Origin of the sequence: Azospirillum sp. TSH64, assembly GCF_003116035.1 — a bacterium.
Lineage (GTDB): Bacteria > Pseudomonadota > Alphaproteobacteria > Azospirillales > Azospirillaceae > Azospirillum.
In genome coordinates this window covers 4,002,044-4,020,824 of the sequence record NZ_LGQW01000015.1, presented here as the reverse complement: position 1 = coordinate 4,020,824, position 18,781 = coordinate 4,002,044, and the positions used below count along the sequence as shown (strand labels likewise).

Annotated in this window: 18 protein-coding genes; 11 read left to right on the top strand and 7 right to left on the bottom strand. The window is 69.5% G+C overall.

Annotated features, from left to right (window positions below; genetic code table 11):
• Positions 1–20 precede the first annotated feature (20 nt).
• Both TSH64_RS19660 and TSH64_RS19655 read right to left on the bottom strand, forming a co-directional pair.
• Positions 21–2,429 carry a PAS domain S-box protein gene (locus TSH64_RS19660; protein WP_247873048.1) on the bottom strand — a complete coding sequence of 803 codons (2,409 nt, stop codon included), beginning with the start codon at positions 2,427–2,429 and terminating at the stop codon, positions 21–23.
• Positions 2,430–2,612: 183 nt separating this feature from the next.
• Entirely contained in the window at positions 2,613–3,524 is a 912-nt protein-coding gene (locus TSH64_RS19655; protein WP_109447515.1) for a LysR family transcriptional regulator, read from the bottom strand.
• Positions 3,525–3,599: 75 nt separating this feature from the next.
• Between TSH64_RS19655 and TSH64_RS19650 the strand changes: the two genes are divergently transcribed.
• A complete protein-coding gene (locus tag TSH64_RS19650; RefSeq protein ID WP_109447513.1) occupies positions 3,600–4,847 on the top strand; it encodes an MFS transporter in 1,248 nt (415 codons plus the stop codon).
• 5 nt (positions 4,848–4,852) lie between these two features.
• Entirely contained in the window at positions 4,853–5,398 is a 546-nt protein-coding gene (locus tag TSH64_RS19645; protein WP_109447511.1) for a GNAT family N-acetyltransferase, read from the top strand.
• Positions 5,399–5,410: 12 nt separating this feature from the next.
• Here the strand turns inward: TSH64_RS19645 and TSH64_RS19640 are convergent, their stop codons facing one another.
• The 3 genes from TSH64_RS19640 to TSH64_RS19630 form a co-directional block, all read right to left on the bottom strand.
• Positions 5,411–5,662: a hypothetical protein gene (locus tag TSH64_RS19640; RefSeq protein WP_109447509.1), complete on the bottom strand. Its 252-nt coding sequence runs from the start codon at positions 5,660–5,662 to the stop codon at positions 5,411–5,413.
• 167 nt (positions 5,663–5,829) lie between these two features.
• Complete coding sequence (locus TSH64_RS19635) at positions 5,830–6,033, bottom strand: DUF2892 domain-containing protein (RefSeq protein ID WP_109447507.1); 204 nt, start codon at positions 6,031–6,033, stop codon at positions 5,830–5,832.
• Positions 6,030–6,377 (bottom strand): metalloregulator ArsR/SmtB family transcription factor, encoded by a 348-nt coding sequence (locus tag TSH64_RS19630; protein ID WP_109447505.1) that lies wholly within the window; start codon positions 6,375–6,377, stop codon positions 6,030–6,032. Before TSH64_RS19630 ends, TSH64_RS19635 begins: the two co-directional genes overlap by 4 nt.
• Before the next feature lie 71 nt (positions 6,378–6,448).
• Between TSH64_RS19630 and TSH64_RS19625 the strand changes: the two genes are divergently transcribed.
• A complete protein-coding gene (locus TSH64_RS19625) occupies positions 6,449–7,513 on the top strand; it encodes an efflux RND transporter periplasmic adaptor subunit (RefSeq protein ID WP_109447503.1) in 1,065 nt (354 codons plus the stop codon).
• Complete coding sequence (locus TSH64_RS19620) at positions 7,513–10,776, top strand: efflux RND transporter permease subunit (protein ID WP_109447501.1); 3,264 nt, start codon at positions 7,513–7,515, stop codon at positions 10,774–10,776. Before TSH64_RS19625 ends, TSH64_RS19620 begins: the two co-directional genes overlap by 1 nt.
• Before the next feature lie 9 nt (positions 10,777–10,785).
• Here the strand turns inward: TSH64_RS19620 and TSH64_RS19615 are convergent, their stop codons facing one another.
• Positions 10,786–11,562: an SDR family oxidoreductase gene (locus TSH64_RS19615; protein WP_109447499.1), complete on the bottom strand. Its 777-nt coding sequence runs from the start codon at positions 11,560–11,562 to the stop codon at positions 10,786–10,788.
• Between the two features lie 280 nt (positions 11,563–11,842).
• Between TSH64_RS19615 and TSH64_RS19610 the strand changes: the two genes are divergently transcribed.
• The 7 genes from TSH64_RS19610 (at position 11,843) to TSH64_RS19580 (ending at position 18,367) form a co-directional block, all read left to right on the top strand.
• Positions 11,843–12,676 carry an IclR family transcriptional regulator gene (locus TSH64_RS19610; protein ID WP_109447497.1) on the top strand — a complete coding sequence of 278 codons (834 nt, stop codon included), beginning with the start codon at positions 11,843–11,845 and terminating at the stop codon, positions 12,674–12,676.
• The gene (locus TSH64_RS19605) at positions 12,640–13,647 is read left to right on the top strand and encodes a 2-dehydro-3-deoxygalactonokinase (RefSeq protein ID WP_109447494.1); all 1,008 of its coding nucleotides are present in this window, start codon (positions 12,640–12,642) and stop codon (positions 13,645–13,647) included. The genes TSH64_RS19610 and TSH64_RS19605 overlap by 37 nt, the downstream gene beginning before the upstream one ends.
• Positions 13,640–14,290, top strand: coding sequence for a 2-dehydro-3-deoxy-6-phosphogalactonate aldolase (locus TSH64_RS19600; RefSeq protein ID WP_109447492.1), 651 nt, complete (start codon positions 13,640–13,642; stop codon positions 14,288–14,290). The genes TSH64_RS19605 and TSH64_RS19600 overlap by 8 nt, the downstream gene beginning before the upstream one ends.
• 74 nt (positions 14,291–14,364) lie before the next feature.
• Positions 14,365–15,330 carry a tripartite tricarboxylate transporter substrate binding protein gene (locus TSH64_RS19595; protein WP_109447490.1) on the top strand — a complete coding sequence of 322 codons (966 nt, stop codon included), beginning with the start codon at positions 14,365–14,367 and terminating at the stop codon, positions 15,328–15,330.
• Positions 15,331–15,392: 62 nt separating this feature from the next.
• On the top strand, positions 15,393–15,899 hold the full coding sequence (locus TSH64_RS19590) for a tripartite tricarboxylate transporter TctB family protein (protein WP_109447488.1): 507 nt from the start codon (positions 15,393–15,395) through the stop codon (positions 15,897–15,899).
• A gap of 39 nt (positions 15,900–15,938) precedes the next feature.
• Positions 15,939–17,456, top strand: coding sequence for a tripartite tricarboxylate transporter permease (locus TSH64_RS19585; protein WP_109447486.1), 1,518 nt, complete (start codon positions 15,939–15,941; stop codon positions 17,454–17,456).
• Positions 17,453–18,367: an SMP-30/gluconolactonase/LRE family protein gene (locus TSH64_RS19580; protein ID WP_109447484.1), complete on the top strand. Its 915-nt coding sequence runs from the start codon at positions 17,453–17,455 to the stop codon at positions 18,365–18,367. Before TSH64_RS19585 ends, TSH64_RS19580 begins: the two co-directional genes overlap by 4 nt.
• Before the next feature lie 102 nt (positions 18,368–18,469).
• Here the strand turns inward: TSH64_RS19580 and TSH64_RS19575 are convergent, their stop codons facing one another.
• Positions 18,470–18,703, bottom strand: coding sequence for a hypothetical protein (locus tag TSH64_RS19575; protein WP_199237608.1), 234 nt, complete (start codon positions 18,701–18,703; stop codon positions 18,470–18,472).
• Positions 18,704–18,781 lie beyond the last annotated feature (78 nt).

The window sequence follows — 18,781 nt, the reverse complement described above, 5'->3', positions numbered from 1 at the left end:
GGGGGCGGCGCCCCGCCCTGTCAGGGCGCGCCCAGCAATTCGCCCAACGCGTGGCTGAGCTGGCGCGGGGTCACCGGCTTGTGGATGATGCCCAGCCCGTGGGCGGCGGCGTCGCGTTCGCATTCGGGACCGGTCTCGCCGGTCAGGATCAGGCCGGGGACCGGTGCGCTGCCGGGATCGTCGTACAGCGCGCGGATGCGGGCGACCGCCTCGGTGCCGTAGCGCCCTTCGCGCAGGCGATAGTCGGCGACGATCAGGTCGGGGCGGCGGCCCATGCGGCTCAACCCTTCCACCGCCTTCTGGGCGGAGCCGGCGACCAGCACCTGATAGCCCCAGTCGCGGAAGATCGTCTCCAGCCCCAGCAGCACGATGGCATCGTCGTCGACCACCACGGCGAAGCGGCCGCGGCCGGCGGTCGCCGCCTCCGCTGCGGTCACCGGCGCCTCGACCTTGCGGCCAAGCGGCAGGGCGATGACGAAGCTGGTCCCCTGCCCCGGCTTCGAGGTCACGTCCACCGGATGGTTCAGCAGCAGCGACAGCCGCCGCACGATGGCCAGCCCAAGCCCAAGCCCGCGGTTGCGGTCGCGCTCCGGGTTGCCGACCTGATGGAATTCCTCCCAGATGCTTTCCAGATGGTCGGAGGGGATGCCGATTCCGGTGTCGCGCACCTCGATCAGCAGCCGCCCGCCGGCCCGGCGGCATTCGATGTCGATCCGCCCGCTCTCGGTATAGCGCAGGGCGTTTTCCACCAGATTGCGCACCATGCGGGTCAGCAGGGTGCGGTCGGTCCGGGCGGCGGCGTTGCAGGACAGGACGTGCAGTTCCAGCCCCTTGGCCGCCGCCACCGGCCGGTAGGAGGCGGCGATGTGGTCGAACAGCGGGGCGACCGGCACATTCTCGATGTTGGGCTGGACCACGCCGGCATCCAGCCGCGACATGTCGAGCAGGCTGTCCAGCAACTCCTTCAGCGCGTCCAGCCCGCGGCCCAGATGCATCAGCGCGGTGGCGCCCTGGCTGCCCTGCACATGCGGCTTCAGCACGTCGACGAACAGCAGCAGCGCTTGCAACGGCTGGCGCAGGTCATGGCTGGCGGCGGCCAGGAACTTGCCCTTGGCAAGATCGGCGGCCTCCGCCGTTTCCTTCGCCTGCAACAGCGCCTGCTGCGCCTGCCGGCGGGCGGTAATGTCGCGGAAATAGACCGAGAGACCGTCGGCGTTGGGATAGATGCTGGCCTCCAGCCAATTGCCCATGGTGGGAGACAGCACCTCGACGGTCATTTCGCGGCCTTCGCAGACCGCCTGCTTCTGCGCTTCAAAGGCTTCGCTGCCCAGCACCTTGGGAAAGGCCTCCCAGACGCGGCGGCCCAGCAGGGTGTCGCGCGAGCGGCCCCAGACCTGTTCGGCCTTGCGGTTGATGTAGGTGAAGCGCCAGTCGTGATCGACGGCATAGAAGGCGTCGCTGATGCTTTCCAGGATCTTCACCGCCCGCTCGTGCGAGGCGCGGGCCTCCTCCTCCGCCCGCTTGCGCGTGGTGATGTCGCGGAAGAAGCAGCCCACCCCCTCCGCCGTCGGCAGGAAGCGGACCTCCAGCCACAAGGTGGTGTCTTCGCCGTCGAAGCGCTTTTCGATGGCGGTCGGCTGCCGCTCCGTCATCGTCCTGCGGCACAGCGCCTCTAGGTCCGATCCCGCCAGTTGCGGCCACACCTCCCACAGGCGGCGGCCGCGCACCGCCGACAGCGGCTGATGGTCGAGCTGTTCGGCGCGGCGGTTCTGGTAAATCACGCGGTACTCGCAGTCCAGCGCCACCAGCGCCTCGTCGATGCTGTCGAGGATGTCGGTCGCGCGCCGCCGCACGTCGGCAATCGCCTCCTCCATCCGCCGCTCGTCGGACCGGTCATGCAGGATCCACAGGAATCCCTCCTCGTCGCCCTGGAGCGGCAGGATGGTCAGCGCGCCCCAAACGGCGAAGCCGTCCCGGTGGCGGACAGGCCGTTCCTCCCGGATGCGGCCCTCGGCGAGGGCGTGGACCCGCAAGGCGTCGGGCACGCCGGCTGCAACCTCTTCCGGCTGAAACAGGATGTCGGCCGGCCGGCCCAGCACCTCCTCCTCGCTCCAGCCCAGGATGTTGACGGCGCCGGGGTTCCAACTGGTGATCAGGCCGGCAGGATCCAGGGTCAGGATGGCGTGGCCGATGGCGCTGTCCAGGATCGCGCGCAGCCGCCTCTCGCTGTCGGCATGGGCGGCGCGGCTGCGCTCCAGCGCAGTGAAGGCGGTGCGCAAATCCTCGTTCAGCGCCGTGACCGTCAACAGATCGTCGCGGCCGTCCTGGGTGGTGGACAGGGCGGTGGACAGCGCCGACCGGAGCCGGGCGTTCTCGCGCTCAAGCTCCTCCAGCCTTGCCTGCACATCTGTCTTTGGCGGGGCAGGCAAATCCGGCCCGGCTCCCGTTCGGTTATCGGCGGGCTCGGTCGGGACGGACGGCTGTTCGGTCATAGGCGCCCAAAGAAAAACGAAACGCTCATTCGTCGAGAGTGCGCAATGCCCAAAGCCGCTGTAAACCTTCCAAAAGCAATATTCCGGACGATTGCGATATCCAAAATGCAGACGATGTCGTTACCGCATATCGGTGATTGCCTTCACCATTGCCCGCACGCCGGCATCGAGCACTTTGTCACGCCGCAACACCAACCCAAGGGTGCGGACCAATGGCGGCGTCAGAGCTTGTACTGCGAACCGGTCGCAATCCTGCGGCCCTGCCACCGTGACCGACGGCAGGATCGACCGGCCGAGCCCGGCGGCGACGAGGTTCTTGATCGCCTCCACATTGCCCAGCTCCATCGATGGACGCGGTTGGATGCCGCCGGCCATGAACCAGCCGTCGATCACCGCCCGCATCGTCCCGCCGCGCTCGTACAGGATCAGCGTTTCGTCCGCCAGCGCCGCAGGGGCAATTTCTGGGGCGATTTTCGGGGCGATGGTCCGCTCCGGTAGCGGCGCGTCGCCCCGGGGGCCGACACAGACCAGCTCCTCGGCGCAGACCGGTTCGATGGACAGGCCGGGGCGGCCGGCCGGCAGAGTGACCAGCGCCAGATCCAGCGTTCCGCCCTCCACCGCATCCAGGATGTCCGGCGTGTTGCCGGTGACGACGATGATCTCCAGCCCGGGATGGGCGCTGCGCAGGGCGGTCAGGATCGGCGGCAGGCGGTAGATGCAGGCGGTGGCCCCGGTGCCGATGCGCACGCGCCCGACCTGCCCGGCGCGGTGGCGGCCCATGGCGGCCGATGCCGCCTCCATCTCCTCGCGCAGGCGGCGGATGAAGGGCAGCAGGTCGCGGCCGGCCGCGGTCGGCAGGGCGCGCTTGCCCACCCGCTCCACCAGCCGCACGCCGAAACGCTCCTCCAGATTGCGGATCTGCATGCTGACCGCCGGCTGGGTCAGGCCGAGCCGCCCGGCGGCCTCGGTGAAGCCACCATGTTCGACGACGGTCGCGAAAGTGATGAGCTGGTCAAGGTTCAGGCCGCGCATACCCCCAGTCTTCCTTATGATTCCGATCAGATCAATAAATTTGCCTTTTCCCCGGCCCTCCGCGACGGTGTGGGCATGACGACCGCCGCCATCGCCACTCCCGCCCCTGCCCAAACGCCCCGGCCGATCTGGTTCGTGCTGCTCTGCGCCAGCCGTTTCGCCACCTCGCTGTCCTTCATGGTCTATGCCGGCGCGCTCGTGCCCGCGATGCAGGCCTGGGGCATGTCGGCGGGAGAGGCCGGGTCGATCCAGACCGCCTTCAACGTCGGCTACGCCCTGTCGCTGGTGGGATCCTCCTGGTTCGCCGACAGCCTGGGCGCCAGGCGCGTCTTCCTGTGGGCCAGCTGGGCGACGGCGCTGACCGGCATCGCCTTCGCATTCTTCGCCCGCTCGGCGGAAAGCGGACTGCTGCTGTTCGCGCTGATGGGGCTGACGCAGGGCGGCACCTATGCCCCCTCCATCATGCTGGTGGCACAGGGCGTGCCGGCGGACCGGCGCGGTGCTGCGGTGGGCTGGCTGCTGGCGGCGGGGTCGCTCGGCTATTTCGCCTCCATCGCGGTGGCCGCCGGGCTGGCCGAACGGTTCGGCTACGAGGCGGCCTTCATCGCCTGCGGGCTGGGGCCGCTGCTGGCGGCGCTGCTCGCCACGCCGGGACTGCTCGGGCGGCCCAATCTGGTGGCGGGCGGGGGAGCGCGGCGGCTGCGCGGCGCCTTCCGTTTCCTGTCCGACCGCCGGTCCTTCCTGCTGACCGCCGGCTACACCGCCCATTGCTGGGAACTGCTGGGCATGTGGGCGTGGCTGCCGGCCTTCCTGACCGCCAGTCTGGCCGGCGCCGGCGGCGACGGGGCGGGCATGCGCGGGCTGTGGATCGCCGGTGCCATCCATATCTCGGGCTTCCTCTCGTCGCTGCTGATGGGGCGCGCATCCGACCGGCTGGGCCGGCGGGCAGTGCTGGTGGCGATGGGCGTGCTGGGGGCCGCCTGCTCCTTCACCATCGGCTGGATGGACGGGATGCCGCTGGCCCTGGTCCTGGCGGTGGCGGCGCTCTACGGCTTTTCCGCGCTGGGCGACTCCCCCGTGCTGTCGACGGCGATGACCGAATCGGTCGAGCCGGGCAGCCTGGGGGCGGCGCTCGCCGTCCGCTCCATCCTGGGCTTCGGCGCCGGCGGGGCGGCACCGCTGGCGGTCGGTCTGATGCTGGACCGGGCCGGTGGTGCCGGCGTGGCCGGCTGGGGCTGGGGTTTCGCGCTTCTCGGCGTCGGCGGCGGGTTGGCGACCGTCTGCGCCCTTCTTCTTCCCGCCGACCGTCCTGACCGGAGCTGATCCACATGGTTTCCCTTACCGGGCCTGCCATCACCGTGCGGGCGTCCGCCGACGCCGACATTCCCGCCATCACCGCCCTTTACGCCCGCCATGTGCTGCACGGCACCGCCTCGTTCGAGGAGGTGCCGCCGGACGAGGCCGAGATCGCCCGCCGCCGCGCCGATATCCTGGGCCGCGGGCTGCCCTATCTGGCGGCGGAGTGCGAGGGGCGGCTGGTCGGCTATGCCTATGCCGGCCTGTACCGCACGCGCAGCGCCTACCGCTTCACGCTGGAGAATTCCGTCTATGTCGCCGACGGCATGGGCCGGCGCGGCATCGGCCGGGCGTTGATGGACCCACTGATCGAGATGTGCGAGGCGGCGGGCTACCGCCGGATGATCGCGGCGATCGGCGACAGCGCCAACCACGGCTCCATCGGCCTGCACAGCGCCTGCGGCTTCCGTCCTGTCGGCATCCTGCCCGCCGTGGGCTTCAAGTTCGGCCGCTGGCTGGACGGCGTTCTGATGGAACGGCCGCTCGGCGACGGGAGCGACAGCCCGCCGGCCGGCTGACCGGCAACCCCGTCAGTCGGCGCCCAGCAGTTCGTCCGGGCGCGGGCTGGGCGCCTTTGCCATCGGCACCGTCCGCGGCAGCTCCACGCCAGGGATCTGCCACTCCATCGGAGGCGCCGATCCCGGCGTCGGCCGGTACTGGTCCAGAACCGCCAGCAGGGTCAGCAGCGCCAGGGACAGCGCCACCACCAGCAGCCGGCGGTCCACCCCGGCCATCGGGCCTTTGCCATCGGCTTCGGCGTTGTCGCGATCCAGCAGAGCCATGCTCCGTCCTCCCGTCCTCTTGGCCTCCGTAGCTGGGACAAGCTTGATCGATGCGGCGGAACGTCACAATGCGGCTTTGCCGCAGTCTGCCTTCGGTTCAGGCGAAGGCTGACTGCGGCCTCAGGGTCTATGCGGATCGTCTTGGCCATGACCCCAGCTGCATAGGCTCAGGTGAAGGCGGCGCCCGCCCTGGCGCCCAGCCGCTTGAGGACGACCGCCAGCGGGCAGAAGCCGGTGAAGGCGGCCTGCAACAGGTTGGCGCCGACGAAGGCGGTCAGCCACAGCCACTGCGGGCTGTGCAGATGCGACAAGGCCAAGCTCAGCAGGACAAGGGTCCCGGCGAAGGCCATCACGATGCGGTCGATGCTCATGTCGATGTCTCCCGATGCAAGGATTGGCCCGAAGCCGGAGAGTCCTCCGGCACAGGATCGCAATACAGGCCCGCCAGCACCTCGATCACCGCAGCCGCCTCGGCGCTGGCCAGCCTGTAGAAGATCGTCAGCCCGTCGCGGCGGGTCCGCACGAGGCCCTCGGCACGCAGCCTCGCCAGATGCTGCGACAAGGCCGACTGGCTGAGCCCGACTGCGTCCGCCAAGTCGCCGACGCAGAGTTCCCCGCGCCCCAACAGGCAGAGGATGGAGAGGCGCCGTTCGTTGGCCAGCGCCTTCAGCAGGCGCGCCGCCGAACTCACATGGCTGCGGTCCAATTCATTCATTGACACTAAATTAGATTATTCTTATTTAATGGTCAAGAGGTGCTTTATCCATCCCAGTCAAGGTGGCCGTCATGCCCCGTCGACCCGCCGGCCTCCTTCTGGCCGCGACGCTCCTGTTCGCCGCAGTTCCGCTGTCCGGTGCGCTGGCCCAGGCCGACGCCGGTGCCGCCCGGCTCACAGTGCGCGCCCTTATGGTGGAGGATCTGAAGGCCGTCTTCGCCACCGTGGAAAGCGTCCACGAGACGCTGGCGCGCACCCGCATCGGCGGCACCATCGCCGATCTGACGGCGAAGGAAGGGGACAAGGTCAGCATGGGTCAGGTCGTTGCCACCGTGCATGACCCGAAGCTGCCGCTGCAACTGGCGGCGCTGGACGCGCGCATCCAGGCGCTCCAGGCGCAGCAGCATCAGGCCGGCCTGGAGCTGGACCGCGCCCGGCAGCTGCGGGCGAGCGGAACGGGGACGCAGCAGCGGCTCGACGACGCGCAGTCCGCCGTGGACGTGGCCCGCGCCCAGATCGCCGCCATGACGGCGGAGCGGGCGGTGGTGGTGGAGCAGATGCGCGAGGGCGCGGTGTCCGCCCCCGCCAACGGCCGCATCCTCCAGGTCAAGGCAATCGACGGCGCCGTGGTGATGCCCGGCGAGACGGTCGCCAGCATCGCGACGGAAACCTACGTGCTGCGCCTGCGCCTGCCCGAACGCCATGCCCGCTTCATGCACGAGGGCGACCCGGTGCTGGTCGGCGACCGCGGCCTCGCCCCGGTGATGCCGCCCGGCGGCGAGGCCGCGCCGGACGCGAAGCCGCTCGACCTGAAGCGCGGCACCGTCCGTCAGGTCTATCCCGAGATGTCCGGCGGTCAGGTGGTGGCCGACGCCACGGTGAGCGGGCTCGGCGACTTCTTTGTCGGCGAGCGTGTGCGCGTCTACGTCGCCACCGGCACGCGGCAGGCATTCGTCATTCCGCCCGGCTATCTCCTGCGCCGCTTCGGCACTGACTTCGTAAGGCTGGCCGACGGGACGGAGGTGCCGGTGCAGGTCGGCGGTGCGATCCCCGGGGTCGGCAACCAGCTCGGCGGGATCGAGGTGCTGTCCGGCCTGAGGCCCGGCGACGTGATCGTCCGCCCGGACGGTGCATGATGACGCTCGGACTCTCCGGGGTGCTAACGCGGACCTTCATCCGCTCGCCCCTCACCCCGCTTCTGCTGTTGGCCTCGCTGGTGGTCGGCACGGTCGCCCTGCTCTCGCTGCCGCGGGAGGAGGAGCCGCAGATCAGCGAGCCGATGGTGGACATCCTGGTTCGCGCCGACGGGCTGAAGGCGGACGACGCGGTCGAGCTGGTGACCAAGCCGCTGGAGGAGATCGTCAAGGGCATCGACGGGGTCGAGCACACCTACAGCCAGACCCTGGACGACCGCGTCGTCGTCACCGCCCGGTTTCTCGTCGGCACCTCGGCGGACGACGCGATCCTGCGCGTCCACGAGAAGGTGCGGGCCAACCTGAACCGCATCCCGCTCGGCATTCCGGAGCCGCTGATCGTCGGGCGCGGCATCGACGACGTGGCGATCCTGACCCTGACGCTGGCGCCCCGGCCGGACGCGGCGTCGCGCTGGACCGACACCGCGCTGTATGGCGTGGCGGACGAGCTGCTGGCGCAGCTGGTGCAGGTGGAGGATGTCGGCCGCAGCTTCATCGCCGGCGGCCATCCCGACCAGATCCGGGTGGAACCGGATCCGGAGCGGCTGGCTCTGTTCGGCGTCACGCTCAACCAGCTGGTCGACAAGGTGAGGAGCGCCAACCGCGCCTTCATGGTCGGCTCGGTGCGCGCCCAGGGCGGCAGCCTGCCGGCGCTGGCCGGACAGACGCTTCAGGGGACCGCCGACATCGGCCTGCTGCTGGTGACCGCCCGCGACGGGCGCCCGGTCTATGTCAAGGATGTGGCCGACATCGTTATGGGCTCGCGGCCGGACGAAAGCACGGCCTGGAACCTGCTGCCCGACGGCAAGGGCGGGCTCGTCCAAACGCCGGCGGTCACCATCGCCATCGCCAAGCGCGCCGGGGCCAATGCGGTGACCATCGCCGGGCGCGTCCTCGACCGCGTGCAGGCCATCCAGGCCGGGCCGCTGCCCAGGGACCTGACGCTGACCGTCACCCGCAACTACGGCGAGACGGCGGACGAGAAGGTCAACGAACTGCTGTTCCATCTGGCGCTCGCCACCGTGACCATCGTCGCGCTGATCGTGCTGGCAATCGGCTGGCGCGAGGGCATGGTGACGCTGATCGTCATCCCGACCACCATCCTGCTGACCATGGTCGCGTCCTGGCTGATGGGCTACACCATCAACCGCGTCAGCCTGTTTGCGCTGATCTTCTCCATCGGCATCCTGGTGGACGACGCCATCGTCGTGGTGGAGAACATCGACCGGCACTGGTCGATGCGCGACGGCCGCAGCAAGGTGCAGGCCGCCGTCGAGGCGGTCGCGGAGGTCGGCAACCCGACCATCGTCGCCACCCTGACGGTGATCGCCGCACTGCTGCCGATGATGTTCGTGTCCGGCCTGATGGGCCCCTACATGAGCCCGATCCCGGCGAATGCGTCGGCCGCCATGGTTTTCAGCTTCTTCGTCGCCATGGTGCTGACGCCCTGGCTGATGGTGAAGCTGCGGCCGGGCGAAGCCCCGGCTGGGCACGGCGATGAACAGGGCGGCGGGCATGGCGATAAGCAGGGCGGCCTGCTGGGCCGCTTATACCTCACCGTCGCGCGCCCGGTCATCCGCAGCAGGCGCCGGGCCTGGGCATTCCTGCTCGTGGTCGGCGTGGCGACGCTGGCCTCGACGGCGCTTTTCTACACCAAGGACGTGGCGGTCAAGCTGCTGCCCTTCGACAACAAGTCCGAACTCCAGGTCGTCGTGGATTTGCCGCGCGGGGCGGCGCAGGAGGATACCGGGCGCGTGCTGCTGGCCGCCGCCCGGACGATCGCCGACCTGCCGGAACTGGCGAGCGTCCAGGCTTATGGCGGCACCGCCTCGCCCTTCAACTTCAACGGTCTGGTGCGCCATTACTATCTGCGCGACCAGCCGGAGCAGGGCGACCTGCAAGTCAACCTCGCCCCCAAGGGCGAGCGCCACCGCAGCAGCCACGACATCGCGCTCGACATCCGGGCCCGGCTGAGGGATCTGGCCGCTCCCGACGGCACCTCGCTCAAGGTCGTCGAGGTGCCGCCCGGCCCGCCGGTGCTCTCCACCCTGCTGGTCGAGGTCTACGGTCCCGATGCGGAGACGCGGCGCAAGACGACGGGCATCGTCCGGGACGCCTTCCGCAGCGTCGACTTCATCGTCGATGTGGACGACACCGTGCGTGCGCCCGGCGAGCGGCTGCGCTTCGCGCTGGACCGCGAGAGCCTGGAGTTCCACGGCGTCGAGGAGCAGGCGGTCTATGACACGTTGCAGGCGCTGGTCGGCGGCGTGCCGGTCGGCTACTCGCATCGCGGCGCCGGGCGCACTCCCATCGAGATATCGGTGCGGCTGCCGAAGTCGGGCCTGTTCCTGTCGGAGCGCATCCTGGCGACGCCGGTGCCCGGCGCCCGCGGCACGGTCGAGCTGGGCGACCTCGTCACCATGGCGCGGGAACCGGCGTCATATCCGCTGTTCCGCCGCAACGGCCGCTTTGCCGAGATGGTGATGGCAGATCTCGCCGGACGCTACGAGGCGCCGGTCTACGGCATGCTGGCGGTGCAGGAGCGGCTGAACCGGATCGACTGGAAAGCCGCCGGCCTCACGGCGGCGCCGGACATCCTGCTGCATGGCCAACCCGACGACCAGAGCCGGCCTACGCTGCTGTGGGAAGGCGAGTGGGAAATCACCTACGTCACCTTCCGCGACATGGGTGCCGCCTTCGCAGTGGCGATCCTCGGCATCTACCTGCTGGTGGTCGCGCAATTCGGCAGCTTCAGGCTGCCGCTGGTGATTTTGGTGCCGGTGCCGCTGACCCTGATCGGCATCGTGGCAGGACACTGGCTGTTCGGGGCCGCCTTCACCGCGACCTCGATGATCGGCTTCATCGCCCTGGCGGGCATCATCGTGCGCAATTCGATCCTGCTGGTAGACTTTATCCGCCATCTTCGGGACCGCGGGCTGCCGCTGCGGGAGGCGGTCCTCGAGGCCGGGGCGATCCGCTTCAAGCCGATCCTGCTGACGGCGGTGGCGGCGATGATCGGCGCCGCCTTCATCCTGACCGACCCCATCTTCCAGGGGCTGGCGATCTCGCTGCTGTTCGGCCTGCTGAGTTCGACGCTGCTGACCGTGCTGGTCATCCCGGCGATCTACGTCGTGCTGCGCGACGATGCCCCTGCCCTGCCGGCCCGGAGCGGCCGATTGGCCGAAACTTCGGGCCGGAGGGAGTAGCCAGCCGGCTCAGGGCATGTACTGGCCGCCGTTGACGTCGAGGATCTGCCCGGTGATGTAGCCGCTGCAGGCATGCGAGGCGAAGAACAGGAAGGTCGGCGCGCATTCCTCCGGCTTGCCGAAGCGGCCCATCGGGAAGCCGGCGCCGATCCGGGCCTTGGTGTCCATGTCCTTGTCGGCGTGGAAGGCGGTGTCGAAGGTGCCGGGCGACACCGTGTTGAAGCGGATGCCGTCCTTCGTGTGGAAGGCCACCCAGTTCTTCTGGATGTTGTGCAGCCACGCCTTCGCCGCACCGTACAGCCCGGCGCCGGGGCCGCCGCCGGTGTAGCCGGCGACCGAGCCGACCAGGATCACCGACGCGCTGGTGCCGCTCTGCGTGGCGGACGCCTTCAGGTGCGGCAGCGCGTATTTGGTGACCATCAGGGCGGAGCGCGCGTTCAGGTCGGTCACCGCGTCGAAGAATTCGTCGTCGATCTCCTCCAGCGGCTTGCGCGCGACCAGACCGCCCGCGTTGTTGATCAGTACGTCGATGCCACCGAAGCGGGCGACGAAATCCTCGACCAGACGCTTTGCACCCTCGCTGGACGACACGTCGCCAGGCAGGAAGGCGACTTCGCCGTCCAGCGCGTTCAGCCGGGCCAGCGTGGAGTCGAGGTCGGCCGGCGCCTTGCGGCCGTTCATGCCGACCAGCGCGCCGTGGCGGGCGAACGCCTCGACCGCCGCCAGACCGATTCCCTGGGACGACCCCGTCACCAGAACGCGCCGGCCTTTCAGATCATCGAACATGCGTGAGCCCTTCCTTCACTCGTGTTGAAAACCGCGAAGCGCGGTGCGGCCCGCGCTCGACGCAAACAATGTCTCAAATATTGAGATACAACTCTCAATATCATCAGGATGTTAGGAGCTGACCATGGCTGGGTCAAGATTGGCCGTACCGGCGCGTCATATTGCCTTCTTTATAGATGTCTCACTATATGGCATCATTGCCGTTAGATTTGACAACATACAACGTGGCCACTAAGGTCCCGTCACCGAGGCGACACGAATGCCCACCAGAACCGACCCCATGACCCAGCCCGTTGACGCGATCGACCCGGCCACGCCCGAAAGGCGGCAGGCCGCCGGAACGCAGACCCTGCTCCGCGGGCTGGCGGCCATCGAGTGCGTGGCGACCGGCACGACCGAGGTGAAGGGCATCGCGGCCCGGCTGAACACGCCGCGCAGCACCGTTCACCGCATGCTGAACAGCCTGGTGGCGGAGGGGTACCTGCACCATGTCCCCTACAAGGGCTATCTGCTGGGACCGAAGCTGATCGAACTCGGCATGAGGGCGCTGGAGCAGCGGCCCTTGGTGGCGCTCGCCCGGCCCCACATCGAGGCGCTGGCCCAGCGCACCGGCGACACCGTCCATCTCGGCGTGGTCGACGGCGACGAGGTCTTCTATCTCGACAAGATTCCGAGCACGCGCGGGCTGGAGATGCGCTCGCGCGTCGGCCTGCGCATGCCGCTGGCCTCGACCGGCATCGGCAAGGCGCTGATGCTGGGGATGCCGCCGTCGCGCTGGCGTGCGCTGCACGACGCGGTGGCGACGGCGCCGGACACGGTGGGCGGACGGCCCGGGCCGCTGCCCTGGCCGAAATACGAAAAGCTGATGGCAGGCTTCCTGCGGCGGGACTGGGTGCTCGACCTCGAAGAGAACGAGATCGGCGTCCGCTGCGTCGGCGCGCCGGTGCGCGACATCAGCAACCAGGTGGTCGCCGCCATCAGCGTGGCGAGCGCGGTGCCCTACATGCCGGACGAACGGATGGCTGAACTCGGACCGGTGGTCCGCGCGGCCGCCGATGCGATATCGAAGGAATTGGGATGGAAACAGGACGGAAGCGCGACGGGGCGGCCCTGATCGCGCTGGACTGGGGCACCTCCAGTCTGCGCGGATTCCTCATGGACGGCGCCGGCATGGTGCTGGAGCAGCGCGCCAACGCGCACGGCATCCAGAATCTGCCGCAGCCCGGCCTGCCCGGCTTCGAGCAGGCCTTCGCCGAGCTGTGCGGCGACTGGCTGGCCGGCACTCCGGGCGTCCCGGTGGTGGCCGGCGGCATGGTCGGCAGCGCCCAGGGCTGGGCCGAGGCGCCCTATGTCGCCTGCCCGGCCGACACCGGCACGCTGGCCGGCCACGCCATCGCGGTGGACAGTGCCGCCGGCGTCCGCATCCTCATCGCCCCCGGCGTCACCTACGCCCCGCCCGACGCACCGCCCGACATCCTGCGCGGCGAGGAAATCCAGATCGCCGGCGTGCTGGCCGACCGTCCGGACTGGGCGCGCGAGGCCTGCATGGTGCTGCCCGGCACCCATTCCAAATGGGTGCAGATCGAGGACGGGCGGATGACCCGTTTCGCCACCTACATGACCGGCGAGCTGTTCGCCGTGCTGACCAAGCACTCGATCCTCGGCCGCCTGATGCCGGCGGATGTGGAGGCCGATGCTGACGCCCGCGACGCGGCCTTCGCCGACGGCGTGCGGGCGGCGCAGGCCAGCGGCCCAGGCGACCTGTCGCACCAGATCTTCGCCGCCCGCACGCTCGGCATCACCCGCCGCATGGCGCCGGAACTGCTGAAGGATTTCCTGTCCGGCCTGCTGATCGGGCACGAGATGGTCTCCGGCCTCGCCCGGATGGGGGCGGCGCTGGGCAGTGGCCGGCCGCTTCTGCTGATCGGTGACGGCTCGCTGTGCCGCCGCTACGTCCAGGGGCTGGCCCTGCTGGGCATCGAGCCCACCGCCCGGCTCGAAAACACCGCGCCCAAGGGGCTGTTCCAGTTCGCCATCGCCGCCGGCCTGATCGCGCCGCCGGCCGGAAAGGACACACATGTCTGAAGACACATTGAAGGCTAGGCTCGACGCCGCCTTCGCCGCCCTGCCGCTGGTCGCCATCCTGCGCGGCCTGAAGCCCGCCGAATGCGAGGACGCCGCCCGCGCCCTCTACGAGCGCGGCTTCCGCCTGATCGAGGTGCCGCTCAACTCGCCGGATCCGTTCGACAGCATCGCCGCCATCCGCCGCATCCTGCCGCAGGACGCGCTGGTCGGCGCCGGCACCGTGCTGGAGGTGGCGCAGGTCGCCCGCCTCAAGGAGATCGGCGCCGATCTGGTGGTGATGCCGCATGCCGACACCGCGGTGATCCGCGCCGCCAAGGCGGCCGGACTGGCCTGCGTCCCCGGCGTCGCCACGGCGACCGAGGCCTTCGCGGCTCTGGCGGCCGGCGCCGACGCGCTGAAGCTGTTTCCGGCCGAGCAGATCAACCCGACCATCGTCAAGGCGATCCGCACCGTGCTGCCGGCCGGCACCCGGCTGCTGCCGGTGGGCGGTATCGCCCCCGACACCATGGCCCCCTTCCTGGAGGTCGGCGTCGCCGGCTTCGGGCTGGGATCGGCGCTCTACAAGCCGGGCATGACCGCAGCTGAGATCGCCGAGCGGGCCGACGCCTTCGTCGCGTCCTGGACCGCGCTCAACCCGCGCTGACTTCACGCGGGCGGCGAAGCCGTCCGCTTTTCCTTATCCGCACCCCATCAAGCAAAATTCGAGGGAGAACGTTTATGAAGGGCTATCGCCTCCTGACCGGCGCCGTCGTCGGCGTCCTGGCCACGGCCAGCCTGATTGCCGGCGCGCAGGCCGCCGACTACCCGACCAAGCCGATCGAGCTGATCGTTCCCTATGCCGCAGGCGGCGGCACCGATCTGGTCGCCCGCGCCTATGCCGACGCCACCAAGAAGCACCTGCCGCAGGCGATGGGCGTCGTCAACAAGACCGGCGGCGGCGGCGCCGTCGGCCTGACCGAGATCATGGCCGCCCGCGCCGACGGCTACAAGGTCGGCATGGGCACGGTGGAGATCACCCTGCTGCCGCACATGGGCGTGGCCCGCTTCTCGGTCGACGACTTCACCCCGATCGCCCGCCTGAACGCCGAGCCGAGCGCCATCACCGTCAAGGCCGATGCGCCCTGGAAGACCATCGAGGAGTTCCTGGCCGACGCCAAGGCCAACCCCGGCAAGGTCCGCATCGGCAACTCCGGCACCGGCGCCATCTGGCACCTCGCCGCCGAGGCGCTGCAGAACAAGACCGGCCTGACCTTCAACCACATCCCGTTCGACGGCGCCAACCCGGCCGTGACCTCCCTGCTGGGCGGCCACATCGAGGCGGTGTCGGTCAGCCCGGCCGAGGTGTCGAGCCAGGTTGCCGGCGGCCAGCTCCGCATGCTGGCGGTGATGGCCGACGAGCGCTCCAAGGCGTTCCCGGACGTGCCCACGCTGAAGGAGAAGGGCATCGACCTGTCGGTCGCCACATGGCGCGGCATCGTCGTTCCGAAGAAGACCCCGGCGCCGGTCGTCGAGACCCTGCGCAAGGCCAGCAAGGCGGCGGCCGAGGAGCCGGCCTTCCGTGAGCAGCTCGCCAAGATGAACCTGACCTGGGCCTATGCCGACGGTCCGGAGTTCGGCGCCGCCATGCAGAAGGACAACGCCTTCTTCAAGGATCTGATGACCAAGCTCGGCATGGCCAAGTAACACGGAAACGCGCCGGTCCGGCAGCCGCCGGGCCGGCGTTCCGTTTCCGAGGAGTCCGACTGATGAGCAACGCACCTGTCCAGGGCGGCGGGGCCGGCGCGCCCCTCTCCACCAAGATCGCCAATCTCGTCATCGCGGTCGTGCTGATCGCGGTGGCCGCCGCCGCCATCGCATCGACCGGCGATTTCCCCAAGACCATGCTGGCCGCCGACGTCGGCCCGGCCCGCTTCCCGATCATCCACGCCTCCGTGCTGATCGTGCTGTGCCTGATCCTGATCGCCAACACGCTGCGCATGCCGACCATCGCCGACGATACCCCGCCGGTCGGTGTCGCCGGCTATGCCGGGGTGGCGCTGGGCATCCTCGCCACCGCCGCCTGCCTCTACGCCATGGAGTATGTCGGCTACGCCGTCGCCACGGTGGTCTACATGGCAGCCCTGATGTGGCTGATGGGGCAGCGCAGCCCGCTGTGGAATCCGGTGATCGCCGTTGTCGTGACCGCCGTCATCTATTTCACCTTCCAGAGCGCCCTCCAGGTGCCACTGCCGGTCGGGAGCCTGTTCGAATGACCCCGTCGTCCCGCCTCACTCCCGCCAAGGAGCGCCGCCATGCATGAGTTCGGCATGCTGATGAACGGCGTCGCGACGCTGGCCGCCAACCCGATGGCGCTGCTGCTGTCCCTGGTGGGTGTTGCACTCGGCATCGTCATCGGCGCCCTTCCCGGCCTGACCGCGACGATGGGCGTCGCCATCCTGCTGCCCTTCACCTTCGGCATGGACCCGGTGTCCGGCCTGCTGATGATCTCCGGCGTCTTCTTCGGCGGCGTCTATGGCGGCTCGGTGACCGCCATCCTGCTGAAGATCCCCGGCACGCCTGCCGCCGCCGCAACCGCGATGGACGGCTTCGAACTGACCAAGAAGGGCATGGCCGGTGTGGCACTCGGCACCGCCACCCTGTCGTCCTTCCTCGGCGGCATGGCCAGCATCCTCGTGCTGATCTTCCTGGCGCCGGTTCTCGCCGGCTTCGCCCTGGAGTTCAGCGCGTCCGAAAGCTTCGCGCTCGCCGTCTTCGGGCTGAGCATCATCGCCAGCATCTCCGGCAAGTCGGTGGTGAAGGGGCTGATCGCCGGCTTCCTCGGCCTGCTGATCGCCACCGTCGGGATGGACCCGATGGGCGGCTTCCCGCGCTTCACCGGCGGCTACACCGAGCTGTTCAACGTCCCCTTCATCCCGGTGATGATCGGGCTGTTCGCCGCCGCCGAAGCCTTCAAGTCGATGGAGGACCCGAAGGTACGCCTCGGCATGGCGGCAGCACTTGGCCGCATCATCCCGCCCTGGGCGACCTACAAGTCGCTGCTCGGCGTCGTGTCGCGCTCCTCGATCCTCGGCATCGTCATCGGCATCATTCCCGGTGCCGGCTCCGACATCGCCGCCTATGTCGCCTACAACGAGGCGCGGCGCTTCAGCAAGACGCCGGAGAATTACGGCAAGGGCGAGCTGGGCGGCGTGGCCGCCTGCGAGGCCGGCGCCAACGGCTGCACCGGCGGCGCGCTGCTGACCATGCTGACGCTGGGCATCCCCGGCGACGCGGTGACCGCCGTGATGCTGGGCGCCCTGACGCTCCAGGGCCTGCAACCGGGTCCGCTGCTGTTCAAGGAACACGGCGATCTGGTCTTCACCCTCTTCGCCGGCATGATCTTTTGCTATGTCGGCATGCTGGTGCTGGGGCTTGGTTCGCTGCGCTTCATGGGCCGCATCCTGCAGATGCCGAAGTCGGTGCTGACGCCGGTCATCCTGGCGCTCTGCGTCGTCGGCACCTATGCCATCAACAACAGCCTGTTCGACATCGGCATCATGCTGGCCGCCGGCGTCGCCGGCTACTTCATGCAGAAGTGGGACTTCCCGGCCTCGCCGGTGGTGCTGGCGCTGATCATGGGACCGATGGCCGAGGCCAACTTCCGCCGCGCGCTGTCGCTCTCGGGCGGCAGCTACGACTTCCTCTACAGCCGGCCGATCACCGCGGTGCTGCTGACCGTCGCCATCCTGACGATGCTGCTGCCGCTGGTGAAGCGCTGGCGGGCCGAACGGGCGGGCGTTTCGGGCGGACCGGTGAAAGCAACCAAATGACCGCCGTCACCACCATCGGTCTCGATGCCGTCATCGAACCGGACCTGCGCAATGGCACCGGCGAGAATCCCGTCTGGGACGCCGACCGCCGCAGCTGGACCTGGATCGACATCCCCGGCCGCCGCATCCACCGGCTGGATCTGTCCAGCGGCGTGCGGCGCGACTGGACGCTGCCGGAGCCGGTTGGCAGCCTCGCGCTGCGGCCGGACGGTGGTGCCGTCGTCGCCTGCCAGACCGGCCTCTTCGATGCCGACCTGCCCGAGGCGGGGGGCGAAGCGGTGCTCAGCCGCCTCGCCGATAGCCCCTTCCCGACGGAGGGCATGCGCTTCAACGACGGGCGCTGCGACCGGCAGGGGCGGCTGTGGGTGTCCGCCATGGTGATGGACATCGCCAAGGGCGACCCGTCCGGCGCGTGGTACCGCTACACCCGCGCCGAGGGGCTGGTGGAAACCGGGCTGACCGGCTTCGTCATCCCCAACGGCTCCGCCTTCAGCCCGGACGGCCGGACACTCTACGCATCGGACACCCACCGCGACGTGCGGATGGTCTGGGCCTGGGACTACGATCCGGAGGCCGGCACCGCCGGCAACCGGCGCCCCTTCATCGACATGCGGGCGATGGTCGGGCGGCCGGACGGTGCGGCGGTCGACGCCGACGGCTGCTATTGGATCTGCTGCCTGGACGAAGGCTGCATCAAGCGCTTCACCCCGCGCGGCGACCTCGACCGCCGCATCGAGGTGCCGATGCGCAAGCCGACCATGTGCGCCTTCGGCGGGGAGGGCTTGCGGACGATGCTGGTCACCTCGCTCAGCCGCGGCCCGGCCGATCTGGCCGAGGACCCCCATGGCGGCCGGGTCCTGATGTTCGACGCCGGCGTCCAGGGCCTGCCGGAGCCGCGCATGACCCGCTGAGGGCGGGGCTTCTGCCTCCCTGCTACACGACAAAGCCGGCTGTGCCTCACAGCCGGCTTTGTCCGTTTTCGACGACGGAGGCGAAGACGATGCCGGGCAGCCTTACCGCGCCGCCTGACGGTCCCAGCTGTCATTCACCGCGGGCGACAGGCGGTGCTTCATGATGCGCTGGCTGGGTGTGCGCTCGAACCCTTCCACCAGCGCGATGTAGCGCGGGTTCTGGTAGGGCGCCAGCTGACGGCCGAGCCAGTCGGACAACGCTGGGATGTCCACCGTGGCGCCCAGCCGGGGCTTCACGAACAGCTTGATGTCCTGCTCGCCGACGTCCGCCTGCACGCTGCGGCGGCCGGATAGGTCTCGCAGCGCTGACCGGCCTCCCAAAAACAAAGCCGGCCCCGGAGTGAACCGGAGCCG